This window comes from Amycolatopsis nalaikhensis, assembly GCF_030264295.1.
Lineage (GTDB): Bacteria > Actinomycetota > Actinomycetes > Mycobacteriales > Pseudonocardiaceae > Amycolatopsis > Amycolatopsis nalaikhensis.
The window spans coordinates 2,692,590-2,718,813 of sequence record NZ_CP127173.1; the positions used below are offsets into that span (position 1 = coordinate 2,692,590).

A 26,224-nucleotide genomic window follows, 5' to 3' on the forward strand; every position below is an offset into this window, starting at 1 on the left:
CCACGACCTGGTCAGCGCACGAAAAAGGGCCCCGGCAACCAGCCGGGGCCCTTTTCGAGTGGGCGAGGAGGGAGTTGAACCCTCACGTCCTTTCGGACACACGGACCTGAACCGTGCGCGTCTGCCATTCCGCCACTCGCCCGAGTGCTTCCTTGCGGCAGCGATGAGAAGACTAGCAGGTGGTTTTCGCGGGTTTCACCGGGGGCCGTGTCCGGGCTCGCCTACCCGGATAGGATCGGTGCGGAAGCACACGTGTGAGGAGGTTTTCCCCGGTGGGCCGCGCCGAGCGTTTCGACAGACGCCTCGAGAACCTGGTGGGGAACACTTTCGCGCGCATGTTCGGTGGCAACGTCGTCACGCAGGAAGTGGCGATCGCCCTCGAGCGGGAGAGTGAGGAGAACGTTCGTGAGCTGGCAGGCGGTCGGCAGCTCGCCCCGAATCACTACATCGTGTCCTTGGGGGCGGCTGACCACGAGCGCATGGCCGGTGACGAGCAGCGGGTCACCCAGGTGCTGGCCAAGGCGGTGGCGGAACACCTCGCCGCCGAAGGCCTGGACACCTATGGTGACGTCGTCGTATCACTCGAGCGCAACGAGGCGCTGCATACTGGACAGTTCAAGACCCGTTCGTCCGTCGATCCCGACGCCCGCCCCTCAGGCGCCGGTTCACCGCGGTCGGCACGACCCAGCAACGCAGGAGACCCAGCAATGAGCCAGCCCCCCGGCTACGGCCAATACGACCAGGGTGACCCGTACGGCCAGCAGGGCCAGTACGGCTACGGACAGCAGGGTGGCCAGCAGCCCGGGTACGACCAGGGTTACGGCCAGCAGGGCGGTTACGACCAGTACGGGCAGCAGCAGCCGGGTGGCGGCTACGACCAGTACGGGCAGCAGCAGGGTGGCTACGACCAGGGCGGGTACGCGCAGCCCCAGGGCGGCGGCTACGACCAGGGCTACGGTCAACCGCAGGGCGGTGGCTACGACCAGGGCGGCTACGCGCAGCCCCAGGGCGGCGGCTACGACCAGGGCTACGGCCAGCCGCAGGGCGGTGGCTACGACCAGGGCGGCTACGCGCAGCAGGGCGGGTACGACCAGTACGGCCAGCAGCAGGCCGGCGGCGGCTACGACCAGTACGGCCAGCAGCAGGCGTACGGCCAGCCGGCCGGTGACCCGTACGCGCAGCAGGCCGGCGGCTACGGCCAGCCCGCGCCGGGGCGTCAGCTCGCGGCGAGCCTTCAGCTCGACGACGGCTCGAACCGCACGTACTCGCTGAAGCAGGGCGGGAACGTCGTGGGCCGCGGCCAGGACGCCGACTTCCGCCTGCCCGACACCGGCGTCTCGCGCCGCCACCTCGAGATCACCTGGGACGGCCAGAGCGCGACGCTCGCCGACATCGGGTCAACCAACGGCACGACCGTGAACGGCACCCCGGTCCAGACCTGGCAGCTCGCCGACGGCGACGTCATCCGGGTGGGGCATTCGTCCCTCGTGTTCCGTACACAGGGCTGACTCCGGGCACGGAATACTGTTCCCGCAGAATTGACGTGCGGGGGGACCGCGGCGTACCCGCGTCGCGGCTGCGCGGACGAGTCGGGAGCGGACACACCAAGTGCCAGAGCTGGTCGTACAACTCACCAGGGTGGGCTTCCTCGTGCTGCTCTGGCTCTTCGTGTTCGCCGCGCTCAGAGTCGTCCGCTCGGACCTCTACGCGGCGTCGGGCATGCGCGTCCAGGTGCCGACCTTCGGGCGCAAGAAGGAGAAGAAGCCGCGCAACAGCAAGTCCCCGCAACAGCTGCTCGTGACCCACGGGGCGCTGGCGGGGACGCGCATCGCGCTGGACGGCCGGCCGATCCTGATCGGCCGCGCCGACGACTCCACGCTGGTGCTCGACGACGACTACGCGTCGACCCGGCACGCCCGGATCGCCCAGCGCGGTGAGGACTGGTACGTGGAAGATCTGGGCTCGACGAACGGGACCTACCTCGACCGGGCTAAGGTCACTGCACCCCTCCGGGTCCCGCTCGGAGTCCCCATCCGGATCGGCAAGACGGTGATCGAGCTTCGCCCATGACTCTCGTCCTCCGCTACGCAGCCCGCAGCGACCGGGGCCTGGTGCGTTCGAGCAACCAGGACTCCGTGTACGCCGGCCCTCGCCTGCTCGCGCTCGCCGACGGTATGGGTGGCCACGCGGCGGGCGAAGTGGCCAGCAAGGTGGTCATCGCCTCGCTCGCCCCGCTCGACGACGACGAGCCGGGCGACGACCTGCTCGCGCAGCTGCGGGAGGCCGTGGCGAACGGCAACGCGGCGATCGCCGAGCTCGTCTCGCAGGACCCGGACCTCGACGGCATGGGCACCACGCTCACCGCCGTCCTGTTCGCCGGCAACCGCCTCGGGCTGGTGCACGTCGGCGACTCGCGCGCGTACCTGCTGCGCGGCGGGCAGTTCGCGCAGATCACGCGCGACGACAGCTTCGTCAACGAACTCCTCGAGCAGGGCCGGATCACGCCGGAAGAGGCGGCGGTCCACCCGCAGCGGTCGCTGCTGCTCAAAGCGCTCACCGGGCACGAGGTCGAGCCGAGCCTGACCGTGCGCGAAGCGCGTTCCGGCGACCGGTACCTGATCTGCTCGGACGGCCTGTCCGGCATGGTCAGCGACGAGACGCTCGCCGAAGCCGTGCAGATCCCGGACCCCCAGCAGTGCGCGGACCGGATGATCGAGCTGGCGCTCAAGGGCGGCGGCACCGACAACGTCACGGTGATCATCGCCGACGTCGTCGACGTCGACTTCGGCGAGGACGCGCCCATCGTGGGCGGCGCCGCCGGCGACGGCAGCGACGAACGGCACCAGGGCGACTCCCCCGCGGCGCGGGCCAGGGCGCTCACCCAGCCGCCGCCACAACCGCGTCCCGAGCTGCCGCAGCCGACCGAAGACCCGAAGGCCAAGCGCCGGAAGCGGTTCCGCTGGCTGGCCGGGGCGCTGGTGGTCCTCGTGGTGCTCGCCGCGGCCGCCATCGCGACCCGGTACTTCGTGCTGAGTCAGTACTATGTCGGCGAGGGAGCGGACGAGGAGGTCGTGATCTACCGCGGCGTCCCCGGCAGCATCCTCGGCATCGACTTGCACACCTACGAGCAGGGCTCCTGCCCGCCCAACCAGGTGTGCACGGACAAGCTGCGGGTCAGCCAGCTCCAGGAGGACGCGCGGCTCGCGGTGCAGAACGGCGTCAAGAAGGACAGCCTGGACGACGCCCGGAAGTACATCGACGACTTTCTGCAGCTGCACAAGCGCTTGAACAACTGCGCGCCGGCGGGCGGCCAGACCTCGCCGACGCCGACCAACCCGGTCTCGCCGACGACGACCCCGTCGGCGCCGGCGGGTTCCACTGCTCCGTCGTCGGCGAACCAGCCAGCGGGGAGGGACTGCTCGACGCCGAGTTCGACGGCACCGACGACGGGAGGCGGTAACTGATGGGCCAGCCCGTCGCGCGTTCCGCCGAACCCCTCGCCGCCCAGTTCCAGACGAACCCGCCGCGCGAGGTCCCGACCCGCCGCAACACCGAGCTGGTGCTGCTGGGCTTCGCCGCGTTCATCGTCACCATCGCGCTGGTGCTGGTCGAGGCGAACCAGGAGCAGGAGCTCACGGCGTCGATCCTCTGGCTCGGGCTGGCCTACCTCGGCGTGCTGACCGCCGCGCACCTCGCCGTCCGCAAGTGGGCGCCGTACGCGGATCCGGTGCTGCTCCCCTGCGTCGCGCTGCTCAACGGCATCGGCCTGGTGATGATCCACCGGATCGACCTGGCGCTGGCCGAGCGGGCCGCCCAGAACGGCAAGGACTTCACCCCGGACGTCACCAAGCAGGTGCTGTTCACGGTCGTCTCGCTGGCCCTGTTCGTCGTCGTGCTGATCGTCGTCAACGACCACCGCACGCTGACCCGCTACGGCTACACCGCCGGCCTGGTCGGGATCGTCGCGCTGGCCCTGCCCGCGCTGCTGCCGTCGAGCCTGTCCGAGGTCAACGGCGCCAAGGTGTGGCTGAAGCTCCCGTTCTTCTCCATCCAGCCCGGCGAGTTCGCGAAGATCCTGCTGATGATCTTCTTCGCTTCGTTCCTGGTGTCGAAGCGGGACCTGTTCATGGTGGCGGGCAAGAAGCTCGTCGGCGTCGAGCTGCCGCGCGCCCGCGACCTCGGGCCGATCCTGATCGCCGCGTTCGTCTGCATCGGCATCCTCGTGTTCGAGAAGGACCTCGGCACGTCGCTGCTGTTCTTCAGCGTCATCCTGGTGATGCTGTACGTCGCGACCGAGCGGGCCATCTGGGTCGTGCTGGGGCTGAGCTTCTTCGCCGTCGGCTGCGTGATCGCGTACAACCTCTTCACCCACGTCCAGCAGCGCGTCGCGAACTGGCTGGACCCGCTGGCCACCTACGACCAGGCCGGCGGCGGCTACCAGCTCGCGCAGGGCCTGTTCGGGCTCGGCACCGGCGGCGTCGGCGGCACCGGGCTCGGCGCGGGCCGCCCGGACATGGTGCCGGAGGCGGCCACCGACTTCATCACCGCGGCCATCGGCGAGGAGCTCGGCTTCATCGGGCTGGCCGCCGTCCTGATGCTGTACTTGCTGGTCGCCATGCGCGGCATGCGCAGCGCCCTCGCGGTGCGCGACACGTTCGGCAAGCTGCTCGGCGGCGGGCTCGCGTTCACCATGGTCATGCAGATCTTCGTCGTCGTCGGCGGGGTCACGAAACTCATCCCGGAGACCGGTATCACCGCCCCGTTCCTGTCCAAGGGTGGTTCGTCGCTGCTGGCGAACTACATCCTGGTCGCGCTGCTGCTCCGGATCTCCGACGCCGCCCGCCGGCCAGCCGCCCGGCCCAAGCCGCAGCAGCAGCCGCAGGCGCCGATCGCGGAAGCGCACACCGTGCTCGTGCAGCGCCCGCCGGCGGACGGGGGCGCACAGGCATGAACACCCCGCTCCGCAAGGTCGGCATGGCGATGCTCGTCATGATCGTCCTGCTGCTGGCGAACGCCACCTACATCCAGGTGGTGAAGGCCGACGACTACCGCACCGACTCGCGCAACGCCCGCGTGCTCTACGACGAGTTCGCCCGCCAGCGCGGCAAGATCGTCGCGCCCGGCGGCGAGGTGCTGGCCAACGTCGTGCCGTCGAACGACAAGTACAAGTACACGCGGACCTACGCCGACGGCGCGATGTACGCGCCGGTCACCGGCTACTACTCGATCAACTACGGCGCGGGCGGCCTCGAGCGCGCCGAGGACGACGTCCTCAACGGCTCCGACCCGCGGCTGTTCGTGCGGCGGCTGTCGGACATGGTCACCGGCCGCGACCCGAGCGGCGGCAACGTCCGGCTCACCATCGACCCGGCCGTGCAGAAGGCCGCGTACGACCTGATGACGCAGAAGGGCTACACCGGCGCCGTCGTCGCGATGGAGCCCAAGACCGGCCGGATCCTCGCGATGGTCTCGACCCCGTCGTACGACCCGAACCAGCTGGCTTCGCACACGTCGAAGGCGCAGACCGACGCCTGGAACGCGAACATCAAGGACCCGAAGAAGCCCATGCTGAACCGGGCGATCTCGGAGACCTACCCGCCGGGCTCGACGTTCAAGCTGGTCACCGCGGCCGCCGTGCTCGAGGACGGCAAGGGCCCGGACACCCCGGTCGACCCGGCGCCGAACACGAAGCTCCCCGGCACCAGCGTCACGCTGGAGAACTACGCCGGCGCGGCCTGCCCGGGCACGACGTTCAAGGACGCGCTCGCGCACTCCTGCAACGTGCCCTTCGCGCAGTTCGCCGGCGCACTCGGCGCGGACAAGATGAAGAAGACGGCGGCGAACTTCGGCATCGGGCAGACCGACCTGACCGTGCCGATGAAGGTCGCCGCGTCGACCGTCGGCCCGCTCGACTCGCAGGGCGCGCTCTACCAAAGCGGCATCGGCCAGCGCGACGTCCGCCTGACCCCTCTGCAGGACTGCCTGCTCGCGGCCACCGTGGCCAACGGCGGCATGGCGATGAAGCCGCAGCTGGTGCAGTCGGTGCTGGCGCCGGACCTGTCGACCATCGAGGACTACAGCCCCACCGAACTCACCGGCACCCCGGCGCTGTCGTCGTCGAACGCCGCGATCCTCAAGGACATGATGATCGCTTCCGAGGGCTTCACCAAGGGCGGCGGCAAGCGCGCCGACATCCAGATCGCGTCGAAGACCGGCACCGCCGAGCACGGCACGGACTCCAAGAACACCGCCCCGCACGCCTGGTACACCGCCTTCGCCCCGGCGAACGACCCGCAGATCGCGGTCGCCGTGATCGTCGAGGACGGCGGCAACCGCGGGCTCGCGGCCACCGGCGGCACGGTCGCGGCGGACATCGGCCGCGCGGCGATCAACGCCAAGCTCGGGGGTGGATAGCGCATGCTGTCCTCGGGTCAGCTGCTGGCCGAGCGGTACAAGCTGACGAACCGGATCGCCGTCGGCGGGATGGGCGAGGTCTGGCAGGCCAGCGACACCCGGCTGGACCGGACCGTGGCCGTCAAGATCCTCAAGGCCGAACTCTCCGGCGACGCCGAATTCCTCCACCGCTTCCGCACCGAAGCGCGGATGACGGCGTCCCTCAACCACCCCGGCATCGCCGCGGTGCACGACTACGGCGAGACCATCTTCGACGGCGACCTGTCGATCGCGTACCTGGTGATGGAGCTCGTCGACGGCGACCCGCTGGCCGGCCTGCTGGCCAAGCACGGGCGGCTGTCGGCGGAGTTCACGCTCGACATGCTGGAGCAGGCGGGCAACGCCCTGCAGGCCGCGCACGAGCAAGGTCTGGTCCACCGCGACGTCAAGCCGGGCAACATCCTGGTGACGTCGGCGGGCCAGGTGAAGATCACCGACTTCGGCGTCGCCAAGGCGGCCGACGCGGCGCCGGTCACCCGGTCCGGCATGGTCATGGGCACCGCGCACTACATCGCGCCGGAGCAGGCGCTCGGGCACCCGGCCGAGCCGGCGTCCGACGTCTACTCGCTGGCCGTGTGCGGCTACGAATGCCTGGCCGGGCACCGGCCGTTCCTGTCGGAGAACGCCGTCACGGTCGCGATGATGCACATCCGCGACATCCCGCCGCCGCTGCCGCCGGACGTCCCGCCCGCCGCGCGCGCGGTGATCGAGGCGACGCTGGTGAAGGACCCGCGGCAGCGCTACAACAACGGCGGCGAGTTCGCGAACGCCGTCGCCGCGGTCCGCGCCGGGATGCCGCTGCCGACGCCGTCCGGGCTGGTCAACGCCGCGTACGCGACCGGACAGCAGCCGCAGCAGCAGCCACCCCAGCAACCCGTGCCGCAGCAGCTGCCGCCCCAGCAGCAGATGCCGGGCGGCCCGCCCTCTCCGGCGGTGAACCCGATGGTCGCCATCGGCCCGCAGTCCCGGCCCGCGATGCGCCCGGTCATGGCGCCGGCGGCCAGGAAGAAGTCCCAGTGGGGCTGGTGGGCGCTGCTCGCGGCGATCCTGCTCGTTGTCCTGGTGGCGGCCATCGTGCTGGTGGCGAAGATGCTCGGCAGCTCCGGGTCGCCACCGCACACCGGCCAGACGTCGAGCCAGGTGGTCCCGGGCAGACAGCCGCCCACCGAGGAACCGCCCGCGTCGAGCGCCTACCCGGCGGACACTCCCGGCACGACCGACGATGGCCAGCAAGGCATCATGACCGCACCTTGGACGGAATGGAACGGCACCCAGAGATGAGCACACCCAGACTGCTCTCCAACCGGTACGAGCTGGGCGAGACGCTCGGCTACGGAGGCATGTCCGAGGTCCATCACGGCCACGACGTGCGCCTCGGCCGGGAAGTCGCGATCAAGATCCTCCGTGCCGACCTCGCCAGGGACCCGCAGTTCCAGGAGCGCTTCCGCCGCGAGGCGCAGAACGCCGCCGCGCTGAACCACCCGGCGATCGTCGCGGTCTACGACACGGGTGAGGCCAACACCGAGTTCGGGCCGCTGCCGTACATCGTCATGGAGTACGTCGAAGGCCGGACGCTGCGCGACATCGTCAAGACCGAAGGCCCGATGTCGCAGAAGCGGGCCATGGAGGTCATGGCCGACGTCTGCGCGGCGCTGGACTTCTCGCACCGCCACGGCATCGTGCACCGCGACGTCAAGCCGGCCAACGTGATGATCACGAAGAACGGCGCGGTCAAGGTGATGGACTTCGGCATCGCGCGCGCGATGCACGACGGCCAGTCCGCGATGACCCAGACGGCCGCGGTGATCGGCACGGCGCAGTACCTGTCGCCGGAGCAGGCCCGCGGCGAGTCGGTCGACGCGCGGTCGGACGTCTACGCCGCCGGGTGCGTGCTGTACGAGCTGATCACCGGCGAGCCGCCGTTCACGGGTGATTCCCCGGTCGCGGTGGCCTACCAGCACGTCCGGGAGGACCCGAACCCGCCGTCGTCGGTGAACCCGGCGGTGGCGCCGGAGCTGGACGCGGTCGTGCTGAAGGCGCTGGCCAAGGGCCCGGCGAACCGCTACCAGTCGGCGGCCGAGATGCGCTCGGACCTGGTGCGCACCCTGTCCGGCCAGCGCCCGGCGGCGCCGATGGTGATGTCCGAGGACGAGCGCACGCAGGTGATGAACGCCGACCGGCGCCAGCCGCAGCGCTACGAGGAGTACGACGCACCGGACGACGAAGACCCGCGCGCGAAGCGCCGCCGTCGCACGCTGCTCGCCGTGCTGGGCGCGTTGTTCGTGCTGGGCGCGGTGCTGCTGATCATGTGGCTGTCCAACGCGTTCAAGAGCAACGACACGAACCTGGTGGCGATCCCCGACGTGGTGCACCAGACGGTGCCGCAGGCCCGGGAGACGTTGATCAGCAAGGGCTTCAACGGCACGGTCGAGCCGAAGAACGTGACGTGCGGCGTTCAGCCGACCGACGGCAGCCCGTCGTGCACCCAGGACGACATCAACCGGGTCATCAAGATCGACCCGTCGGTCGGGGTGCAGGTCGCGACCAACACGAAGATCACGCTGTACGTCGGGGTCGCCCCGGGCAAGGCCAAGGTGCCGGACCTCAAGGGCAAGACGCGCGACCAAGCCGAGCAGCTGTTGAAGGACGCGAAGCTGACGCTGGACCCGACCGTCGACGAGATCGAGGTCAACGACCCGAACCAGGCGGGCCTGGTGCAGAACCAGACCCCGGCCGCCGACACGGACGTCGACCAGGGCAGCAGCGTGAAGATCACGGTGGCCAAGTCCAAGGAACTCAAGACGGTCACCGACTTCACCGGCAAGCCGTACTCGCAGGCCGACTCGTCGCTGCGCGCGGCGGGCTTCAAGACGAAGAAGGTCGAGCAGGCGTCCGACACGGTCCCGAAGGACACGGTAATCACCCAGAACCCCAACGGCGGCCAGCTGGCGGTGGGTGAGACGGTCACGCTGACGGTGTCGACGGGCCCCCAGGACACCAAGATCCAGATGCCGAACCTGGTCGGCATGACGGTCGACGAGGCGCAGTCGAAGATGGAGAGCATGGGCTGGAAGGGCACCCTCAACCAGCAGTCCGACAAGCTCAGCCGGGAGCCGGAGGGCACGGTCACCAAGCAGAGCGTCTCGCCCGGCACCGAGATCGACAACGACCAGAAGATCACGGTGGGCGTGTCGGAAGGCGGCCTGTTCCCGACGACGTCGACCCCCGGCGGGGGCTGATCCCCGGAGTTGACCGAGAGAGGCCCGCACGGTTCGCCGTGCGGGCCTCTTCGTTTGTTCAGGCTTTGTCGAGGAATCCCCGGACGGCGCCGAGCACTTGGTCGGCGTCACTGGCGGCACCGCAGTGGAGTTCGAGTTCCTCGGCCGCGCCCGAGCGCTTGACCTTGAGGGAAACGCGGGCTTCGCGGCACCGCCGCAGCCACGCGAAGAGCGAGCGGCAGAAGACGCCGGCGGAGTTGCTGGTGACGCCGACGACGACGGCGTCGAAAAGCTGGACGCGGCCGCGGAGTTCGTCTTCTCCGCGCAGCCAGGCGGCGAGCTCGGGAGCTCGCCGTCGGAGTCTGGCACGGTGATCGCGACGATCCCAGCCGTCACCCGTTCTCCCTTCGCCCGGAACCGGAGAGACCCGAACCTTAGTCGGCCGGACGGTCTCGCTGGAAGGCCGGTACGGGAATTGAATTCTGCAAATTGCAGTCAGGAGCGACGGCGCACGAGTCCCGACACGGCGAAGTAGCTCGCGGCCAGCACGATCACGGACGTCACGAGCGCCAGCGCCAGCGGGCCGCCGACCGGTTCGTCGTCGGTCAGCGCGTGCAGCAGCGGGTGGACCAGCGGGATCTTCGCCAGCAGCACGACGATCAGGGCGACCACGGCGGCGAGCACCGTCCAGCCGATCCGGTGCACCAGCAGCCGCGAGCACGGCAGCGCGATCGCGATCCCCACCAGCGCGCACGCGAGGTGGGCGAGCAGGCCGATGCCCAGCGCCGCGGGTTGGACCTTCAACGACTTGAGCGCCGACCACGCCTCGGTGATCACCGTCAGCACGGCCGAACAGACCAGCACGGTGCAGATCGCCCCGGTGATCATCCGTCGCCACTGGCGGGCGTGGCTCAACGTCACCAGGCGCTGCACCGGGTCCTCGATGTCGAGCAGCGCGATCGTCAGCCAGCACGACACGACGAGCAAACCGCCCGCACTCACGCCGAACAGGGGCAGCGGCGGCGAGTTCGGGTCGGCGTAGAGGATCACGCACAGCGCGAGGTACGCCAGCAACGCCGGGAGGTACCGCTGCGAATGGCCGAGCAGCGCCAGGTAGTAGCGCGTCAGGGCGAGCACGGCGCCACCTCCCTCACGGACCAGCCGTCCTTCAACGCCCGCAGCAGAACCGCGTCCACGCTGGCGACCTCGACGGTGAGCACCACGTGCGCGCCTTCGACGACCGCGTGCCGCACGCCGGGCTCGTCCGCCCAGTCGGTGCTGCGGCCGCGCAGGACGATCCGCGTGGTCGGCTCGGCGCTTTCGGCCGTCAGCTGTCCATCGTTCATCAGGTGGACGACGTCGGCGTGGTCGTGCACCACCTGCGGCCGGTGGTCGGTGAACACGACGCTCGCCCCGCGCGCCCGCGTCTCGGCGACGAGCTCGCCGAGGATCGCGTGCGTCCCGACGTCGAGGCCGGACCACGGCTCGTCGAGGATCAGCAGATCGGGCCGCACCATGACGGCCTGCGCCAGCCCCACTTTCTGCGCGTTGCCCTTGGACAACGTCCGCAGCGGCGCGGTCGGGCCGCCGACCAGCGCGAGCCGCTCGAGCAGCGGGTCGATCACCGAAAGGTCGGTCAGCCCGCGGATGCGCGCCATGTGCCGCAGGTACGCGCGGGCTCCCATGCGCTGGCCCGCCGGGAAGCGGTCCGGGAGGTAGCCGATGCGCGGGGTGCCGGCGACGGTGCCGGTGGTCGGCTGCGAGACGCCGGCCATGATCCGCAGCAGCGTCGACTTGCCGGAGCCGTTGCTGCCGAGGACGCCGACGACGTGCCCGGGCTCGACGCTCAGGTCGACGTCGCGGAGGACGAAGTCACCACGCCCGTACCGCTTGCCGACCCCCGCCAGCCGGATCACGCAACAGCGGCCTTCTGCAGTGCCTTGGTCGCCCGCTCCAGCTCGTCGACGCGGGCCGGGTCCACCGGGTGGCCCGCCGCGGCCAGCCAGTTCGCCAGCATCCGGTGGCCGCCTTCGGTGAGCACCGACTCGGGGTGGAACTGGACGCCTTCCAGCGGCAGCTCGCGGTGGCGCATGCCCATCACGATGCCGGACTCGGTGCGGCCGGTGACCTCGAAGACCTCTTCCGGAATGGTCTCCGGCAGGACGGTCAGGGAGTGGTACCGGGTGGCCGTGAACTCCTCGGGGAGGTCCTTGAGGACGCCGGCGCCGGTGTGGCGCACCTGGCTCGTCTTGCCGTGCAGCAGCTCGGGCGCGCGGTCGACGGTCGCGCCGTAGACGACGCCCAGTGCCTGGTGGCCGAGGCAGACGCCGAGCATCGGGGTGCGCGTCTCGGCGCACTTGCGGATGACGTCCATGCTCTGACCAGCGCGTTCGGGGGTGCCGGGGCCGGGCGAGACGAGCACGGCGTCGAACTCGGGCACGCGGTCGAGGTCCACGACGTCATTGCGCCAGACCGTGCAGTCGGCGCCGAGCTGGGCCAGGTACTGGACCAGGTTGTAGACGAAGCTGTCGTAGTTGTCGACGACGAGAACGCGCATGGGGCCGAGCTTACCGGCTCCCACCTGGTGGACCGTACGCCAAATCACATTTCTGGTTAGGTGAGCCTAACTTACCGTGGAGGGTGTGAGCCGATCTCTTCGCGTGGCCGTGGTGGGCGCTGGTCCTGCCGGCATCTACGCCGCCGACATCCTGGACAAGTCCGACGCCGACGTCACGATTGACCTGTTCGAGCGCATGCCCGCGCCGTTCGGGCTGATCCGCTACGGCGTCGCGCCCGACCACCCGCGCATCAAGGGCATCGTGACGGCGCTCGAGAAGGTGCTGGCGAAGCCGAACATCCGGCTGCTGGGCAACATCGACTACGGCACCGACATCAAGCTCGACGAGCTGCGCGAGTTCTACGACGCGGTGATCTTCTCGACGGGCGCGTCCGCCGACCGCGCGCTCGACATCCCGGGCATCGACCTGGACGGCAGCTACGGCGCCGCGGACTTCGTGTCCTGGTACGACGGCCACCCGGACGTGCCGCGCGAGTGGCCGCTGACCGCCACCTCGGTCGCGGTCCTCGGCGTCGGGAACGTCGCGCTCGACGTGGCCCGCATCCTGGCGAAGACGGCGGACGAGCTGCTGACGACGGACATCCCGGACAACGTCTACCAGGGGCTGAAGTCCAGCCCGGTGACCGACGTGCACGTGTTCGGCCGCCGCGGGCCGGCGCAGGCCAAGTTCACGCCGTTGGAGCTGCGCGAGCTTCGACCACTCGCCGAACGTCGAGGTCATCGTGTACCCCGAGGACATCGAGTTCGACGAGGGCAGCGTCGCGGCGCTGCGGGCGTCGAAGCAGATCGACATGGTCGTGAAGACGTTGCAGGAGTGGGCGATCCGCGACCAGGGCACCCGCCCGAAGCGGCTCCACCTGCACTTCTTCCACTCGCCGTCGGAGGTCCTGGGCGAAGACGGCCGGGTGACCGGCCTGCGCACCGAGCGGACCGAGCTGACCGGCGACGGCACCGTTCGCGGCACCGGCGAGTTCCACGACTGGGACGTCCAGGCGGTGTACCGCGCGGTGGGCTACCTGTCCTCGCACCTGGCGGAGATCCCGTTCGACCACGCCGCCGGGGTGGTGCCGAACGAGGCGGGCCGCGTGCTCGACCTCGACGAGAACCAGCTGCCCGGGGTGTACGTGACCGGGTGGATCAAGCGCGGCCCGGTCGGGCTCATCGGCCACACGAAGGGCGACGCGGCGGAGACGATCGCGAGCCTGCTGGCCGACGCCGAGACGCTCACCCCGCCGAAGTACGCGTCGCCGGATGCGATCCTCGAGTTCCTGGCCGCGCGCGGGATCCCGTTCACGACGTGGGAAGGCTGGGGTCGCCTCGACGCCCACGAGAAGGCGCTGGGTTCGGCCGCGGGACGCGAGCGGATCAAGGTCGTGGAGCGCGACGAGATGACCCGGGTCTCGCGCGGCTAAGCCGCACCGAGATAAGCGAGTACGGCCAGCACACGGCGGTTCGTGTCGTCCGAAGCGGTGATGTCCAGCTTCGCGAAGATGTTCGCCGTGTGCTTGCCGACCGCGCCTTCGCTGAAGTGCAGCCGGGACGCGATCGCCGCGTTCGAGCAGCCCTCCGCCATCAGCGACAGCACTTCGCGCTCGCGAGGCGTCAACGCCGACAGCGGGTCGGAAGCGTTGCCCGCCACCAGTTTCGCGATCACCTCGGGATCCATCACCGTGCCGCCCGCGGCGACCCGGCGGACCGCGTCGATGAACTGCTCCGCGTTGAACACCCGGTCCTTGAGCAGGTAGCCGATCGCGCCGGTGCCGTCGGCCAGCAGCTCGCGCGCGTACAGCTGCTCGACGTGCTGGGACAGCACCAGGATCGGCAGCCCCGGTGTTTCGCGGCGGGCCGCCAGTGCGACCTGCAGTCCCTCGTCCGTGTGCGTCGGCGGCATTCGGACGTCCACAATGGACACGTCGGGCCGCAGCGTGCGCAACGCGGCAGCCAGTTCCGGGCCGCTGCCGACCGCCGCGACGACGTCGAACCCGTGCGCCGCCAGCAGGTGCGTCAAGCCGTCTCGGAGGAGGTACTGGTCTTCGGCGACGACGGCGGTGGTGGGGAGTCGAGCTGACACGGGATCTCCAGGGTCGCCTTCGTCGGGCCGCCGATCGGGCTGGTCAGCGTCAACTTACCGTCGAACCCGCCCAGCCTGCGCTCGATCCCGCGCAGCCCCGACCCGCCGGCCGGGTTCGCGCCGCCCGGGCCGTCGTCGGACACCGTCGCCGTCAGGAGGTCGTCGGCGAAGGAGAGTTCGATCGACGCTCGCCGCGCGCCGTGCTTGGCCGCGTTGCCCAGCAGTTCCGACACCGCGAAGTACGCGCACGCCTCCACCGGTTCCTCGACGCGCCCCGGCAGCGAGCCGGTGACCTGCGTCTTCAGCGGGCTGTCCAGCGCCATCGCGCGCACGGCGTCCAGCAGCCCGCGCTCGGACAGCACCGGCGGGTGGATGCCGCGGATCAGCACCCGCAGCTCGGTGAGCGCCTCCGACGACGCCGCCCGCAGCTCGGCCGCGAGCCGTTTCGCCGCCGCCGGGTCCGTGTCCACCAGCGCCTCGACCGCGCCGAGCTTCATCCCCATCGCGACCAGCCGCGACTGGATGCCGTCGTGCAGGTCGCGTTCGATCCGGCGCAGCTCCGCCGCCTGCGTCACCGTGACGTCCGTGCGGGTCTGCTTCAGCCGCTCGACGCGCTGGGCGAGCCGCGACGACTCCGTCGGCCCCAGCCACACGCGGGCGAACCGGGCCTGCTGGCGGGCCAGCCACGGCGTCGGCGCCAAGCCCGCAACGAACATCGCCAGGATCAGCGGCGTCTGCGCGAGCGCACCGAGGTGCGTCGACACCGACGGCAGGAAGAGCCACTCGACCGGCGACGACACGAACGGCCGCCACACCCACAGCGTCAGCACGCCGACGAGACCCCAGCCCAGCAACGCGACCGTCGGCAGCACCAAAGCCAGCGACACCAGCGGGATCAGGCCGCCGCCCGCCAGGTCGCGCCAGGTGGCCCGGTCGCGCAGGACCCACCGCGTGCGGGCCTGCTGCACCGGCCAGAACGGCTCTTCGTACAGCTGCTTGCCGACCTGGTAGAGCCCGTCTGGCCGAGGCACCGGCAACCCAGGTGGCGGCAGGTACGGCCGCGCGATCCGCACGCCCGTCCAGTTGCCGACCTCGCGGCGCAGAGTGTCCGTGATCGTCCGGCTCCACAGCACGACCGGGGCCGCGACCGGCACGGCACCGACGATGACGACCAGCTGCCACACCGAAAAGACGAACTGCACCACCGAAAGCGCGAGGATGCCGAGCTGGTGGCCGAGCGATTCGAGGTGCCGGTGCAGCCACCGCTTGCGGCTCTCGTCGACCGGCGGGCGCGGGCCGAGGAACCAGCGCGTCCACCGGCCGTAGCCGCGCAGCACCGACGGGCCGCCGAGCAGCACGGCGACCGGCAGCAGCAGCGTCACCAGCGGGTTCACCAGCTGCCAGCCGAATTCGCGTTCCGCCGCCGGGTCTTCCAGCGCCCAGGTGAGCCGGCGCTGCCAGCGGATCCAGAACGCCCGCTTGTAGAGCGTGTTGCCGTCGCGGTACCAGCCGTCGCGCTCGCGCACCGGCTCCGGCGGCTCGGGCTGGTACGGCGCCGCGATTTCGACGTCGCACCAGCGCGCGGCCAGCACGCGCGCCCGCGCCGACCGGCCGCGCGCCCATTCGACGGCGGGTCCGAGGAAGAAGACCAGCCCGCCGCACAGCAGCGCGAACGCGACCAGCTCGACCAAGACGTCGAACCAGCTGAGCAACGCGAACGCGGCCAGCGCCAGCGCCCGGCCCAGTGCCCGCAGGTACGTCATCCGGCACCTCCTTCCCCCGAGATCTTCGCCGGACGACCGGCGGCCGCGCACTGCCCGAAGCTCCCCGAACGGGGTGGGCCCAGCCCCACCCCCGCGTCAGCAAAACCCTACTTGAGCTGGGGATTCAGCGTCATTACGCGAGCGGGCGCCGCTTCGTAGTTTCGAAGCCATGCCACTCATCGAAGTCACCGACCTCCGCAAGCGCTACGGCACCCGGGTCGCGGTCGACGGCGTTTCGTTCACCGTCGAGCGCGGCGAAATCTTCGGCATCCTCGGCACGAACGGCGCCGGGAAGACCACCACCGTCGAATGCCTCCAGGGCCTCCGCCGCGCCGACGGCGGCACGATCTCCGTGCTCGGCCTCGACCCCGCGACCGACCGCGCGGCGCTCACCCGCCGCGTCGGCGTCCAGCTCCAGGAGAGCGCGCTGCCCGCGAAGCTGCGGGTGCGCGAGGCGCTGGAGCTGTTCGCCTCCTTCTACCCGGACCCCGCGGACATCGACGTCCTGCTCGACCAGCTCGACCTGCGCGACCACGCCCGCAGCGCCTTCGGGAAGCTCTCCGGCGGCCAGAAGCAGCGCGTGTCGATCGCGCTCGCCTTGGTGGGCCAGCCCGATCTGGCCATCCTCGACGAGCTGACCACCGGCCTCGACCCGCACGCCCGCCGCGAAACGTGGCGGCTCGTCGAGGGCGTGCGCGCTACCGGCGTCACGGTCCTGCTCGTCACCCACTTCATGGACGAGGCCGAGCGGCTCTGCGACCGCGTCGCGATCTTCGACGCCGGGCGCGTGGTCGCCACCGGCACCCCGGCCGAACTCCGCCGATCCGCCAACGCGTCCACTTTGGACGACGCGTTCGTCTCGCTGACCAGGAGCGCACTGTGAACACCTTCGCCAAGATCACCGCCACCGAAACGAAGCTCTTCCTCCGTTCGCCGTTCATGGCGGTCGCGGGCATCCTGCTGCCGTCGGTCCTGCTGCTTGCGATCGGGGCGATCCCGGGCATGACGAAGCCTAGCGACGCGGCGGGCGGCTACCGGTTCATCGACGCGTGGGTGCCGTCGCTGATCGTCGTCAGCCTCGCGATGCTGGCCCTGCAGTCGATCCCGGCGGCCGTCGCCACCTACCGCGAGCAGGGCGTGCTGCGGCGGCTCGCGACGACGCCGGTGCACCCGGCGAACCTGCTGGGCGCGCAGCTGCTGATCCACGTCGTCGTCTCGCTGGCGGGCATCGCGCTCGTGCTCGGGCTGGCCAACGCCGTCTACGACGTCCCGATGCCGAAGCACCCGCTGTCGTTCGCCGCGACGCTGCTGCTCGGCGTGGTCTCGACCTTCGCGCTGGGCCTGATCGCGGCCGCCGTCGCCCGGACGTCGAAGGCCGCCACCGGGGTCGCGATGGTCGCGTTCCTGCCGATCATGTTCTTCGGCGGCGTCTACCTGCCGCGACCGCTGCTGCCGGAGGTCGTCCGCCGGATCGGCGACTACGTGCCGCCGGGCTCGCAGCCGCTGCAGGACGCCTGGGTCGGCACCGGCGTGCAGCCCCTTCAGCTGGTGGTTTTGGCCGCGTTCGCCGTGATCGGCACGGCGCTGGCGGCGAAACTCTTCCGCTGGGAGTGATCCGCCAAAGTGGTGATGATCATCGTTTTCTCTTGTGGCCGGGCCACCCGGCAGGTAGCCAAGAGGGTGGCCCTGCTCAAACTGGAGGTTCGATGTCCCTGGACGTGTCACCCGCGCTGCTGGAGAAGGCCGAGCGCGGGGAGGTCACCGACGCCGAGTTCGTCACCTGCGTCAAGGAATCCCTGCCGTACGCCTGGGAGGTCATCACCGGCGTCATCGCCGACGCCGGGGGCGCGGCGGACGGGTTCGCCGACAACGAGACGCCACCGCCGAGCGAGGCCGCCCGCGGGCAGCTGCTGCGGGCGCTGGCCTCGGACGCGATCCGCGGCGGCCTCGAGCGCCACTTCGGCGTCAAGCTGGCCTTCCAGAACTGCCACCGCGTCGCCGTCTTCAAGACGTCCGAAGTGGACGGTGACCGCTACCGCGCGTTCGTCTCGCCGCGCGGCCAGCTGCTCAACCAGAGCCCGGAGCTGCGGGACTGCTAGCCCGCAGCGCGGGCAGCACCTCGGTGCCGATCCGCGCGATGTTTTCGAACGTGCCCTCCGGCGTACCCGACGCTTCCACGAGCATCAGCACGTGGGAGACGCCGGTGCGCCGGAGGCTCGTTTCCAGGGTCCGGACGCAGTGCGCCGCGTCGCCGACCGGGTGAATCTCGCAGAGCCGTTCGGTGTACTCCCCCGGATCCCGGGTGGGGCCGGGCCGCCCGTCGACCGTGACGTGCGCGCCGAGCCCGTCCTTCAGCCACGCCGGGAGCGCTCGCCGGACGACGTCGGCGTCGCCCACCTGGCAGAGCACGGTCGAGACGTGGTCCGCGGGTTTCCCGTAGGCCGCGATGGTCGCCGCTTTCTCCTCGTCGTCGGCGTGCAGGCCGAGCAGCAGCGGCAGATTTCGCGCGGCGGCTTGCCGGACGGCGTCCGACTTCGGCCCGCCACACGCGACCACGACATCCGGCCGACGTTCGGGCGTCGGCACCACCGGGACCTCCCGGAAGCCGAAGTGCCTTCCCCTCGCCTCGACGCGGCCGGTGGTCGCGCGCAGGAAGACGTCGAGCGTCTCCTCGAAGCCGTGCTCGTAGCGGGCCAGCCCGGTGCCGAAGACCTCGAGGTCCTGCCACGGGCCGCCGCGCCCGACGCCGAGCCGCAGCCGTCCGCCGGACACGGCGTCGAGCATCGACCACTGCTCCGCCAGCGCGACGGGGTGCGTCGTCGACAGGACGCTCACCGCCGTGCCGACGCCGATCCGCGACGTCCGGCCGAGCACGTGCCCGGCCAGCGTGATCGCCGACGGGCACACGCCGTAGGGCATGAAGTGGTGCTCGGCGAACCAGACGTCGTCGAAGCCGGCCTCTTCGGCCAGCTCGGCGGCGCGGACCGACCGGCGGAGGACGTCGCCGTCCGCCTGGCCGGGGAAGCGACCGCTGACCAGGAAGACGCCGAACCTCAGTTGACCGCGACCTCGTTGAACCACAGCCGCGGCTCCAGCCAGGGGAACACCACGAACATCAGCAGCGCGACGACGCCGAGCACCAGCACGACCGCGATCGTCAGCTTCGCCGCGAACGGGCCGGGGAGCTTCCGCCAGATCCAGGCGTACATCAGGCCTCCCCGATCTTCGAGAGCAGGTCGCCGTAGTCCTTGACCTGGTTCTTCGGCACCTGCTGGGTCAGCACCGACGTGATGATGAGCCGCTCGCGGGCGGAGAACTGCGGGTGGCACGTCGTGAGCGTCAGCAGGGCCGCCTGCTGGGCCTTCGGGAGCACCTCGGCGTCCTTGTACGGGACCGGGTTCACCGCCGTGCCCTGGCTCGGCAGGACGACCTTGCGGCCGAACGTCTCGCTGTACGCGCCGCCGTCTTCGGCGTTCGCGTCGCGCAGGGTCGAGACGCCCTTGCACTTCGGGTCGGCGCCCTTGCCGCCCGCCCAGTTCTCGATCTCGTCGTCGTAGGGCAGGACCTTGTAGATGTAGAAGTCGGTCGAGGTCTCGATCACGATCTGGTCACAGGAGGAGAGGTTGTCCAGGTCGTTGAACGGGGCACCCTTGCCGACGCGGTGGCCGGCGACGGCGAAGTTGCCGGGCTCGCCGGGCAGCGCCGTGCCCTTGTAGTGGCCGGGGCCGACTTCGAGGGCGGCCTCGTCGGTGCCCTCCTGGATCGTGAAGTTGTAGTCGACGCCGAAGCTCGGGATGTGGATGCGGGCGAACGCCTTGCCGTCGACGAGCTCGGGGTGCAGCGTGCGGTCGTGCGCCCACTCGCCGTCGAGCTGGTCGCTCGCCTCGGACTGCTTGCCCGCCGAGAACAGGTCGGTCACGTACAGCTCGTAGACCATGAACAGCAGGACGACCAGGCCCAGCGTGATCAGGATTTCGCCGGCGGTCCGGATGGCGACACCGCCCTTGCCGAGCGGCGCGGGACCGGGCTTCTCCTTGGTCGCGGTGCCGCCCTTCCCGACGGGGGCGAAAACGACGGTCTCCTCGTTCGCACCGGGCGGCGGGGGCGGGCTGGTGTAGCGACGCGGCGGCGGGCCTTGCGGACGTCGCGGCGGCTGGCCCTGGGGACGGCGGGGCGGCAGCTGGCCGCGCGGAGGTGTCGGGGGTGTGCGCCGCGGGGGCATCGGCCGTTGTCCGGGCTGTCTGCGCCGGTCGTCATCCGGTCCTTCGCGCGTAGCCACGCAAGCTCCTCTCAAGCCGCGTCGAACACTGAACCTTATTCTGGTTAGGACGGCGCCACGGACCGCACGTGGCCACCTGCGGTGACCCTTGCGCCGGCCGACGGCTGAATAAGGTTCACCGGGTGACCCCGACGTCACGGTACGGGAAATCCGACCACTCCCGGCCGCTGCTTTCCTGCGGTCATTTACGTTAACGTGTGCACGTGGCGCTGGTTGCGCACCCCGAGCGGGACATCGCCACCAGACGAGCCCGAACAGCACCGCGAGGAAACTGACGATGCCCAAGTCCAAGGTCCGCAAGAAGACCGCTTACACCCCGCCTGCCGACCGGCGCACGCCGGTGAAGGTGCGTGCCGCCGGTCCCACCGGCCTGGCCTGGAAGATCCCGATGTTCGGGTTGATGCTCCTCGGCCTGGTCTGGCTGCTGGTGAACTACATCGCCGGGGACAAGATCTCCTGGATGGCCGACCTGGGCAACTGGAACTTCGCCGGCGGGTTCGCGCTGATGATCGCGGGTCTGCTCATGACTATGCGCTGGCGCTGATTATTACTCCGAATGGCGGCTTGACGCCGAATTACACCGGTGTGACTCATCCCCAGTGTGGATAACCCCTGTGGATAACTACCCCACCTCCTGGGCGCCGCGGTCGGCCGTTGTGGTATCGGCCTGGGCGGTCACGGCGTTGCTGCTGGTCGGCGTGGTGGCCGACGCGCTGACCGGCGACCGCGGCGGCTTGGTGCTGTTCGCGCTGGCGGCGGTGGCCGTCGGGGCGTTCGCCGCCCACGCGACGCTCGTCCGGCCACGCCTGGCCGCCGACGCCGAGGGCCTGGTGGCCCGCACGCTCGGCGGCTCGCACCGGCTGCCCTGGCCGCAGACCCGCACGCGGCTGCGCACCACCAGGCGATTCGGCCGCGACGGCGTCACCCTCGAGGTCGAGCACGAGGACGAGCTCTACGTCTTCGGCTGGCTCGACCTGGGCGAAGACCCGCGCGACGTCTTGGACGTCCTCAGCACGCTGCGCGCGCGGAGCTAGCCGCAGGTGTAGTACAGGCCGACGCGGTACTGGACGAATTCGCAGGTCGCGGGCGCGGCCTGCGCGCCGCGATAGACCAGCAGGCCGAGCAGCGCGACGACGATGATCCCGATGCCGATCGCCTGCCACTGCGCCTGCTTGACCTGCGGGGCGTAGAGCAGCGCGACGGTGATCAGCGCGCCGGTCACCAGGCCGCCGAGGTGCCCGAAGATCGAGATGCCCGGGATGCCGAAGGTGATGAAGGCGTTCAGGGCGAGCGTGATGATCAGGCCGGTGGGGTTCAGCCGCAGCTTCAGCACGGTGACCGCGTAGGCGCCCATCAGGCCGAACAGCGCGCCGGACGCGCCCGCCGTGCCGGGGAAGCCGCGGGGGTCGCCGAACAACAGCACCGCCGTGGACGCGCCAAGCATCGAGACGAAGTAGAGCGCGAGGTAACGGCCGCGGCCGCAGACCTGTTCCAGCGACCGGCCCATCATCCACAGCGAGAACATGTTGACCGCGATGTGGATCGGCCCGTAGTGCAGGAACCCGTTGGTCAGGACGCGCCACCACTCGCCGTGGCCCATGGTCGCGTCGCCGTAGAGGGCGCCGTACTGGAAGGCCGACGACAGGTCGTTGTCGTTGAGGCTCTTCGCCTGCAGCACGGTGAACAGGTAGACCAGGACGTTCACCGCGAGGATGGCCTGGGTGACGAGCACCGACTGCGACAGGCGCGCGCCGAAGACGGTGCGCTGGCCGAACCCGGCCTCCTGGTACCCGCGGTGCTGACGGCGTTGCCGCTGGCCGCCGCTGTGCACGCAGTCGGTGCACTGGAAGCCGACGGGGGCTTCGCGGAGGCAGTCCGGGCACGCCGGACGCCCGCACCGGGAACAGCTCAGCCCGGTCGGGCGGTTCGGGTGCCACCAGCACCCGGGGAGCGCGGCTTGTTCGGCGGCGGGGTTCGGCGGTTGGTTCACGATGGAACCAACCTACCGAAACCCACGCGGAGAGACCGTCAGTGCTCGATGGTGATCTTCTCGATGACGACGTCGGCCAGCGGACGGTCCGCCGGACCCGTCGACGTGCGCGCGATGGCGTCGACGACGTTGCGCGACTCCTGGTCGGCCACCTCGCCGAAGATCGTGTGCCGGAAGTTCAGGTGGGTGGTCGGCGCGACGGTGATGAAGAACTGCGAGCCGTTGGTACCCGGCCCGGCGTTCGCCATGGCCAGCAGGTACGGCTTGCTGAACTGCAGCTCCGGGTGGAACTCGTCGCCGAACTTGTAGCCGGGGCCGCCGCGGCCGGTGCCGGTCGGGTCGCCACCCTGGATCATGAAGCCGTCGATGACCCGGTGGAAGATCGAACCGTCGTAGAACGGGCCGGAGTTCGTGCCCGCCGCGTTCGGCTGGGTGTACTCCTTGGTGCCCTCCGCGAGCCCGACGAAGTTCGCGACCGTCTTCGGCGCGTGGTCCGGGAGCAGGTTCAGGTGGATGTCACCCTGGTTGGTGTGCAGCGTAGCTTTCACGCTCATCATCGTGCCATCCGTTCAGGCTTTTGGGGGTTCCGGGGGCTTTGCGGGGTGAGTAACCGGGTACTCACGCAGGAAGACGGAGCGAAGCCGCGCGAAAAAGGGCACGATAGGTTACGGGCAACAGAGCAGTGTCAAAACGATTGATGAGGTGAAGGCCATGTCCCGGGCGACAGCCCAGGCCGTCGACGCCGCCGACAAGCTGGTCTCCGAAGGGACCAAGTCCGGCCGCCGCGTGCAGAAGCAGCTGGCGAAGAAGACGGAGCTGACCCGCAAGGAGCTGAAGAAGAGCTCGAAGGCCGCCCGCAAGGAGGCCCTCGCCCGGCTCTCCGAGCTGCGCAAGCCGGGCCGCAAGGCGAAGAAGGCCGCCATCAAGGCCGCGAAGGCGGCCGGCGAGTCGAAGCGCCGCGGCAAGAAGGACTTCAAGGCGGCGAAGAAGGACTTCTACGCCGCCGTCGTCGAGGCCAAGGCCGCCGCGAAGGGCACGCGCTCCCGGCGCAAGTGGCCGTGGCTGGTCGGCCTGCTCGTGGTCGGCGCCGGCGCCGCCTACGCGCTCCGGTCCAAGCAGGAGCCGCCGGTCGCGCCCGCGCCGCCGAAGGCCACCCCGCCCGCGCCGAAGCCCGCCGAAGCGGCGAAGCCGAGCCCGCAGGCGAACGGCAAGGCGCCGTCCCCGGCGCCCGCCGAGAAGAAGAACTGAGCCGCACAGGAAGAGGCCCCTCGGGCGTGCACCCGAGGGGCCTCTTCAGTGCTGCGTGCGATCAGGCGTTCGCGGCGTGCTTGTCGATCAGCTGGCCGAGGCGGGGCAGGGCCTCCTCGACGTTCTTCTTGCCGTTCGGGCGCAGCTTCGAGTAGACCTTCTTGATGCTGTCGCGGCTGCTGCGCTCCGCGCGGGAGTCGGTGACGCTCAGCAGCGCGTCGGAAGCCTCGTCCGAGCGGCTGGACAGGTAGGCACCGAAGTCGTTGCCGCCCTTGGCGCGGTAGTCGCCGTAGAACGGCTCGAGCGCGGTGGCGAAGTCGGGCAGCAGCGTGTCGACGGCCGACGGGATGATGCCCGGCTTGATCTTCTTGACCGCGGCGAAGCCGGTCTTGACGACGGCACCCGAAACGCCGCCCTTGTCCGAGACCTCGGCGTCGACGAGGCCTTCGAAGTCGCTCACGACAGCCGGACGACGGCTGGAGTCGAGCAGGATGTCCTTGAGGGTGTCAGCCACGAATCTTGTCCTTTGCGTTGCAGATTTTGTGCCCGGCCCCGGGGTGGGGATCCCCCGATGGCTGCGGTGCGCGAGTCCACGAAGCCTGCGCGTGACGCACAGGGTAATACAAGATCAACATCACTCACCCGTGTGGAGCCCGCTACCTAGAGCTTCAGGGCAGCGATAGCCTTCTTGACCACTGTGCGTGCCTTCACGCTCTGTTTCTGGTTGGTGGTCGCGATGACCGCCGCGGTCCCCTTCGCGACCGCGTAGACGGCCCCGTCATCGGTCGACTGGTAGCCCCCCTTCCAGCCACTCGGGTCGCTGGCCGGGTTCGACGTGTCGACCGGCGCCGCCTTGTTGACCAGCGCCGTCGCCGTCTTCGCGTCCCCGACGTAGACACGCACGGTGAGCTGGACCTTGCCGTCGGGGCGGTAGAAGAAGCACGCCGGGTGCGGCTGGTCGGCCGACACGCGCACCTTCGACACGTGCTGGCCGTTCGACTCGGCCACGAACTCCTTGTCGAGGTACGGGCAGTCCTCGGTCGCCCCCGGCTGGGGGTCCGGTGGCAGCTCGCCGCCCGCGGCCGTGGACGCGGACGGCGGGCTGGGGGTCGCGGTGCCGGCCACGATGGTGGGCGCGCAGCCGGCCAGCAGGGCCACGGCGGGCGCGAGAAGTACGAGTCGTCGCATAGCGCGGACAGTCAACCATGAAGCGTGTGTGAAAACCGCTGGCTGACGACGGCGAGACGGCTCCGCGTGCGACGATGGCCGTCTCAGTGAGGGAGGTCCCGGCGTGCTCACCCCCGAGCAGTACCTCGGCGCGGTCGCCGAACGGATCCAGCGATCCGGCGGCCGGCTGAACTCCGTGCAGATCGGCCCCGCGACGGCCGTCGTCGGGCTGTTCACCGAGTCCGTGCTGATGTCGACGATGAACTACTGCGTCATCGCCGCGGCCGTGCCCGAGGTCAGCGCCGCCGCGTTGTACGACTTCACCGGCCGCGCCACGCAGCACGCGCGCGCCAACTTGATCGGCACGATGGGCTGGACGGCGGCCTCGGTCGTCATCGCCGGGCTCGTCGGCCAGCGCGTGTACCCGGACGCCGCGCAGGCCGCGTCCGCGAAGTCGAGCAACCAGTTCGGCGGCGAGACGCGGATGGTCGCGGTCGACCTGTCGGCCGGGCAGATGTACGCGTTCGTCGGCGGGAAGTTCTGGGGCGCCGCGGTGCAGGGCTCGGTGAACGCCAAGCTGACGTACTGCTTCCCGCAGCCCGCCGAGGTGTACCAGCAGGTGCAGTGGCAGCAGGCCCAGCAACAGCAGCAGCTCCCGCCCCAGGGGCAGCAGCCGCCGCCGGGCTGGCAGCAGCAACAGCCTGCGCCGCAAGTGCCGCCGCCGCCGTTCGTCGGCCCGGCGGGCCCGCAGCCACCGGTCTACCCACCGCCGGGCCACCCGCCGCAGCAGGGGCCGTACGGTTACTGACATGGTGGCGTTGCGCGGCTGGCCGTCCTTCCCCGAAGAACTTCCCGTGTTCACGCCGGCAACGGCGCCGGCGGACCCGCGGGCGCTCTTCCTGGAGTGGCTGACCGAAGCGGGCGAGCACGTGTTGGCGCCGCACGCCGTCACGCTGTCCACTGTGGACGCCGATGGCGCGCCCGACGCGCGCGTGGTGATCCTCAAGGACGTCGGCCCCGGCGGCTGGGCGGTCGCGACCAGCTCCGAAAGCCCGAAAGGCCTGCAGCTGCGCAAAGATCCGCGTGCGGCGCTGACGTTCTTCTGGCCGGGACGCGGCCGCCAGGTGCGGCTGCGCGGTCCGGTCTCCCCCGCCGCACCCGAGGTGTCGGCCGAAGACTTCCTGGCCCGGCCGCCGGCGTCGCGCGTCGAGGCGTTCATCGGGCACCAGTCGCAGGTGCTGCACGACCCGGCCGACCTCGACGCGGCGGCCGCGGAAGCCGAGCGGTGGGTCGAAGAAAACCCCGGCGTGGCCCCGGAGACGTGGACGCGGTACCTGGTCGACCCGGACGAAGTCGAGTTCTGGCAGGCCAGCCACGACCGCCGCCACGTGCGGCTGCGGTACCGCAAGACCGACGGCGGCTGGGTCCGCGAGCGCCTCTGGCCTTGACGGGCCCGG

At 70.5% G+C, this 26,224-nt stretch carries 28 protein-coding genes, 1 tRNA gene and 1 pseudogene; 16 read left to right on the forward strand and 14 right to left on the reverse strand.

Translation table 11 applies throughout. From position 1 onward, the window contains the following. Positions 1–59 precede the first annotated feature (59 nt). A tRNA-Leu gene (locus QP939_RS13340) sits at positions 60–142 on the reverse strand. Between the two features lie 130 nt (positions 143–272). Here QP939_RS13340 and QP939_RS13345 point away from each other — a divergent pair. From QP939_RS13345 to pknB, 7 genes are all read left to right on the forward strand, one after another. Continuing rightward, a complete protein-coding gene (locus QP939_RS13345; RefSeq protein WP_285457063.1) occupies positions 273–1,508 on the forward strand; it encodes an FHA domain-containing protein in 1,236 nt (411 codons plus the stop codon). A gap of 100 nt (positions 1,509–1,608) precedes the next feature. Continuing rightward, positions 1,609–2,070, forward strand: a complete 462-nt coding sequence (locus QP939_RS13350; RefSeq protein WP_003079002.1) for an FHA domain-containing protein FhaB/FipA — start codon at positions 1,609–1,611, stop codon at positions 2,068–2,070. Further along, positions 2,067–3,464 (forward strand): PP2C family protein-serine/threonine phosphatase, encoded by a 1,398-nt coding sequence (locus tag QP939_RS13355; RefSeq protein ID WP_285457064.1) that lies wholly within the window; start codon positions 2,067–2,069, stop codon positions 3,462–3,464. The genes QP939_RS13350 and QP939_RS13355 overlap by 4 nt, the downstream gene beginning before the upstream one ends. Continuing rightward, positions 3,464–4,951 (forward strand): FtsW/RodA/SpoVE family cell cycle protein, encoded by a 1,488-nt coding sequence (locus tag QP939_RS13360; protein ID WP_285457065.1) that lies wholly within the window; start codon positions 3,464–3,466, stop codon positions 4,949–4,951. Before QP939_RS13355 ends, QP939_RS13360 begins: the two co-directional genes overlap by 1 nt. After that, positions 4,948–6,414 (forward strand): peptidoglycan D,D-transpeptidase FtsI family protein, encoded by a 1,467-nt coding sequence (locus QP939_RS13365; RefSeq protein ID WP_285457066.1) that lies wholly within the window; start codon positions 4,948–4,950, stop codon positions 6,412–6,414. Before QP939_RS13360 ends, QP939_RS13365 begins: the two co-directional genes overlap by 4 nt. Before the next feature lie 3 nt (positions 6,415–6,417). Beyond that, positions 6,418–7,734, forward strand: coding sequence for a serine/threonine-protein kinase (locus QP939_RS13370; RefSeq protein ID WP_285457067.1), 1,317 nt, complete (start codon positions 6,418–6,420; stop codon positions 7,732–7,734). Next, the gene (gene pknB / locus QP939_RS13375; RefSeq protein ID WP_285457068.1) at positions 7,731–9,692 is read left to right on the forward strand and encodes a Stk1 family PASTA domain-containing Ser/Thr kinase; all 1,962 of its coding nucleotides are present in this window, start codon (positions 7,731–7,733) and stop codon (positions 9,690–9,692) included. Before QP939_RS13370 ends, pknB begins: the two co-directional genes overlap by 4 nt. Positions 9,693–9,750: 58 nt before the next feature. Here pknB and QP939_RS13380 read toward each other — a convergent pair whose 3' ends face one another. Genes QP939_RS13380 through QP939_RS13395 form a run of 4 tightly spaced genes read right to left on the reverse strand, consistent with a single transcriptional unit; the run spans position 9,751 to position 12,228 of the window. Next, complete coding sequence (locus tag QP939_RS13380) at positions 9,751–10,170, reverse strand: effector-associated constant component EACC1 (protein WP_285459736.1); 420 nt, start codon at positions 10,168–10,170, stop codon at positions 9,751–9,753. Beyond that, on the reverse strand, positions 10,167–10,808 hold the full coding sequence (locus tag QP939_RS13385) for a hypothetical protein (protein ID WP_285457069.1): 642 nt from the start codon (positions 10,806–10,808) through the stop codon (positions 10,167–10,169). The genes QP939_RS13380 and QP939_RS13385 overlap by 4 nt, the downstream gene beginning before the upstream one ends. Beyond that, positions 10,796–11,587 carry an ABC transporter ATP-binding protein gene (locus tag QP939_RS13390; protein ID WP_285457070.1) on the reverse strand — a complete coding sequence of 264 codons (792 nt, stop codon included), beginning with the start codon at positions 11,585–11,587 and terminating at the stop codon, positions 10,796–10,798. Before QP939_RS13390 ends, QP939_RS13385 begins: the two co-directional genes overlap by 13 nt. After that, entirely contained in the window at positions 11,584–12,228 is a 645-nt protein-coding gene (locus QP939_RS13395; RefSeq protein ID WP_285457071.1) for an aminodeoxychorismate/anthranilate synthase component II, read from the reverse strand. Before QP939_RS13395 ends, QP939_RS13390 begins: the two co-directional genes overlap by 4 nt. A 112-nt stretch (positions 12,229–12,340) precedes the next feature. On the opposite strand from QP939_RS13395, the pseudogene QP939_RS13400 reads away from it, so the two are divergent. Beyond that, a pseudogene (locus tag QP939_RS13400) lies at positions 12,341–13,661 on the forward strand (FAD-dependent oxidoreductase). Here QP939_RS13400 and QP939_RS13405 read toward each other — a convergent pair. After that, positions 13,658–14,320: a response regulator gene (locus tag QP939_RS13405; protein ID WP_285457072.1), complete on the reverse strand. Its 663-nt coding sequence runs from the start codon at positions 14,318–14,320 to the stop codon at positions 13,658–13,660. The pseudogene QP939_RS13400 and the gene QP939_RS13405 sit on opposite strands and share 4 nt — an antisense overlap. After that, the gene (locus tag QP939_RS13410) at positions 14,254–16,083 is read right to left on the reverse strand and encodes a sensor histidine kinase (protein ID WP_285457074.1); all 1,830 of its coding nucleotides are present in this window, start codon (positions 16,081–16,083) and stop codon (positions 14,254–14,256) included. Before QP939_RS13410 ends, QP939_RS13405 begins: the two co-directional genes overlap by 67 nt. A 169-nt stretch (positions 16,084–16,252) precedes the next feature. Here QP939_RS13410 and QP939_RS13415 point away from each other — a divergent pair, with 169 nt between their 5' ends. The 3 genes from QP939_RS13415 (at position 16,253) to QP939_RS13425 (ending at position 18,182) form a co-directional block, all read left to right on the forward strand. Further along, the gene (locus tag QP939_RS13415) at positions 16,253–16,966 is read left to right on the forward strand and encodes an ABC transporter ATP-binding protein (protein WP_285457075.1); all 714 of its coding nucleotides are present in this window, start codon (positions 16,253–16,255) and stop codon (positions 16,964–16,966) included. Beyond that, positions 16,963–17,697, forward strand: coding sequence for an ABC transporter permease (locus QP939_RS13420; protein WP_285457076.1), 735 nt, complete (start codon positions 16,963–16,965; stop codon positions 17,695–17,697). Before QP939_RS13415 ends, QP939_RS13420 begins: the two co-directional genes overlap by 4 nt. 92 nt (positions 17,698–17,789) lie before the next feature. Beyond that, complete coding sequence (locus tag QP939_RS13425) at positions 17,790–18,182, forward strand: SCO5389 family protein (protein WP_285457077.1); 393 nt, start codon at positions 17,790–17,792, stop codon at positions 18,180–18,182. Here QP939_RS13425 and QP939_RS13430 read toward each other — a convergent pair. Genes QP939_RS13430 through QP939_RS13440 form a run of 3 tightly spaced genes read right to left on the reverse strand, consistent with a single transcriptional unit; the run spans position 18,151 to position 20,305 of the window. Continuing rightward, positions 18,151–19,164 (reverse strand): LLM class flavin-dependent oxidoreductase, encoded by a 1,014-nt coding sequence (locus QP939_RS13430; RefSeq protein WP_285457078.1) that lies wholly within the window; start codon positions 19,162–19,164, stop codon positions 18,151–18,153. The genes QP939_RS13425 and QP939_RS13430 overlap by 32 nt on opposite strands. Further along, positions 19,137–19,292 (reverse strand): hypothetical protein, encoded by a 156-nt coding sequence (locus QP939_RS13435; RefSeq protein ID WP_043787019.1) that lies wholly within the window; start codon positions 19,290–19,292, stop codon positions 19,137–19,139. Before QP939_RS13435 ends, QP939_RS13430 begins: the two co-directional genes overlap by 28 nt. Further along, positions 19,292–20,305, reverse strand: coding sequence for a class E sortase (locus QP939_RS13440; protein WP_285457079.1), 1,014 nt, complete (start codon positions 20,303–20,305; stop codon positions 19,292–19,294). The genes QP939_RS13435 and QP939_RS13440 overlap by 1 nt, the downstream gene beginning before the upstream one ends. A gap of 334 nt (positions 20,306–20,639) precedes the next feature. On the opposite strand from QP939_RS13440, the gene crgA reads away from it, so the two are divergent. Next, positions 20,640–20,906, forward strand: a complete 267-nt coding sequence (crgA, locus tag QP939_RS13445) for a cell division protein CrgA (protein WP_043787021.1) — start codon at positions 20,640–20,642, stop codon at positions 20,904–20,906. Positions 20,907–20,976: 70 nt separating this feature from the next. Further along, positions 20,977–21,396, forward strand: coding sequence for a PH domain-containing protein (locus QP939_RS13450; RefSeq protein ID WP_285457081.1), 420 nt, complete (start codon positions 20,977–20,979; stop codon positions 21,394–21,396). On the opposite strand, the gene QP939_RS13455 is transcribed toward QP939_RS13450, so the two are convergent. Together QP939_RS13455 and QP939_RS13460 are read right to left on the reverse strand one after the other, a co-directional pair. Continuing rightward, positions 21,393–22,352 carry a rhomboid family intramembrane serine protease gene (locus QP939_RS13455; RefSeq protein WP_285457082.1) on the reverse strand — a complete coding sequence of 320 codons (960 nt, stop codon included), beginning with the start codon at positions 22,350–22,352 and terminating at the stop codon, positions 21,393–21,395. The genes QP939_RS13450 and QP939_RS13455 overlap by 4 nt on opposite strands. A 38-nt stretch (positions 22,353–22,390) precedes the next feature. Next, entirely contained in the window at positions 22,391–22,909 is a 519-nt protein-coding gene (locus QP939_RS13460) for a peptidylprolyl isomerase (RefSeq protein WP_285457083.1), read from the reverse strand. Between the two features lie 154 nt (positions 22,910–23,063). Between QP939_RS13460 and QP939_RS13465 the strand changes: the two genes are divergently transcribed. Next, the gene (locus QP939_RS13465; protein ID WP_285457085.1) at positions 23,064–23,600 is read left to right on the forward strand and encodes a hypothetical protein; all 537 of its coding nucleotides are present in this window, start codon (positions 23,064–23,066) and stop codon (positions 23,598–23,600) included. 61 nt (positions 23,601–23,661) lie between these two features. On the opposite strand, the gene QP939_RS13470 is transcribed toward QP939_RS13465, so the two are convergent. Together QP939_RS13470 and QP939_RS13475 are read right to left on the reverse strand one after the other, a co-directional pair. Further along, entirely contained in the window at positions 23,662–24,114 is a 453-nt protein-coding gene (locus QP939_RS13470; RefSeq protein WP_285457087.1) for a DUF6918 family protein, read from the reverse strand. Between the two features lie 146 nt (positions 24,115–24,260). Continuing rightward, a complete protein-coding gene (locus QP939_RS13475) occupies positions 24,261–24,788 on the reverse strand; it encodes a DUF2020 domain-containing protein (RefSeq protein WP_285457088.1) in 528 nt (175 codons plus the stop codon). A gap of 103 nt (positions 24,789–24,891) precedes the next feature. On the opposite strand from QP939_RS13475, the gene QP939_RS13480 reads away from it, so the two are divergent. Together QP939_RS13480 and QP939_RS13485 are read left to right on the forward strand one after the other, a co-directional pair. Continuing rightward, on the forward strand, positions 24,892–25,575 hold the full coding sequence (locus QP939_RS13480) for a hypothetical protein (protein WP_285457089.1): 684 nt from the start codon (positions 24,892–24,894) through the stop codon (positions 25,573–25,575). Position 25,576: 1 nt separating this feature from the next. Next, the gene (locus QP939_RS13485) at positions 25,577–26,215 is read left to right on the forward strand and encodes a pyridoxine/pyridoxamine 5'-phosphate oxidase (protein ID WP_285457090.1); all 639 of its coding nucleotides are present in this window, start codon (positions 25,577–25,579) and stop codon (positions 26,213–26,215) included. The last annotated feature ends 9 nt before the right edge of the window (positions 26,216–26,224 follow it).

Excerpts from the sequence above, each read along its gene's own strand:
- pknB (WP_285457068.1), top strand. The coding sequence starts at position 7,731 with ATGAGCACACCCAGACTGCTCTCCAACCGGTACGAGCTGGGCGAGACG.
- QP939_RS13370 (WP_285457067.1), top strand. The coding sequence starts at position 6,418 with ATGCTGTCCTCGGGTCAGCTGCTGGCCGAGCGGTACAAGCTGACGAAC.
- QP939_RS13410 (WP_285457074.1), bottom strand. The coding sequence starts at position 16,083 with ATGACGTACCTGCGGGCACTGGGCCGGGCGCTGGCGCTGGCCGCGTTC.
- QP939_RS13415 (WP_285457075.1), top strand. The coding sequence starts at position 16,253 with ATGCCACTCATCGAAGTCACCGACCTCCGCAAGCGCTACGGCACCCGG.
- QP939_RS13425 (WP_285457077.1), top strand. The coding sequence starts at position 17,790 with ATGTCCCTGGACGTGTCACCCGCGCTGCTGGAGAAGGCCGAGCGCGGG.
- QP939_RS13435 (WP_043787019.1), bottom strand. The coding sequence starts at position 19,292 with ATGTACGCCTGGATCTGGCGGAAGCTCCCCGGCCCGTTCGCGGCGAAG.
- QP939_RS13460 (WP_285457083.1), bottom strand. The coding sequence starts at position 22,909 with ATGATGAGCGTGAAAGCTACGCTGCACACCAACCAGGGTGACATCCAC.
- QP939_RS13465 (WP_285457085.1), top strand. The coding sequence starts at position 23,064 with ATGTCCCGGGCGACAGCCCAGGCCGTCGACGCCGCCGACAAGCTGGTC.
- QP939_RS13360 (WP_285457065.1), top strand. The coding sequence starts at position 3,464 with ATGGGCCAGCCCGTCGCGCGTTCCGCCGAACCCCTCGCCGCCCAGTTC.
- QP939_RS13355 (WP_285457064.1), top strand. The coding sequence starts at position 2,067 with ATGACTCTCGTCCTCCGCTACGCAGCCCGCAGCGACCGGGGCCTGGTG.
- QP939_RS13485 (WP_285457090.1), top strand. The coding sequence starts at position 25,577 with ATGGTGGCGTTGCGCGGCTGGCCGTCCTTCCCCGAAGAACTTCCCGTG.
- crgA (WP_043787021.1), top strand. The coding sequence starts at position 20,640 with ATGCCCAAGTCCAAGGTCCGCAAGAAGACCGCTTACACCCCGCCTGCC.
- QP939_RS13475 (WP_285457088.1), bottom strand. The coding sequence starts at position 24,788 with ATGCGACGACTCGTACTTCTCGCGCCCGCCGTGGCCCTGCTGGCCGGC.
- QP939_RS13395 (WP_285457071.1), bottom strand. The coding sequence starts at position 12,228 with ATGCGCGTTCTCGTCGTCGACAACTACGACAGCTTCGTCTACAACCTG.
- QP939_RS13440 (WP_285457079.1), bottom strand. The coding sequence starts at position 20,305 with ATGCCCCCGCGGCGCACACCCCCGACACCTCCGCGCGGCCAGCTGCCG.
- QP939_RS13365 (WP_285457066.1), top strand. The coding sequence starts at position 4,948 with ATGAACACCCCGCTCCGCAAGGTCGGCATGGCGATGCTCGTCATGATC.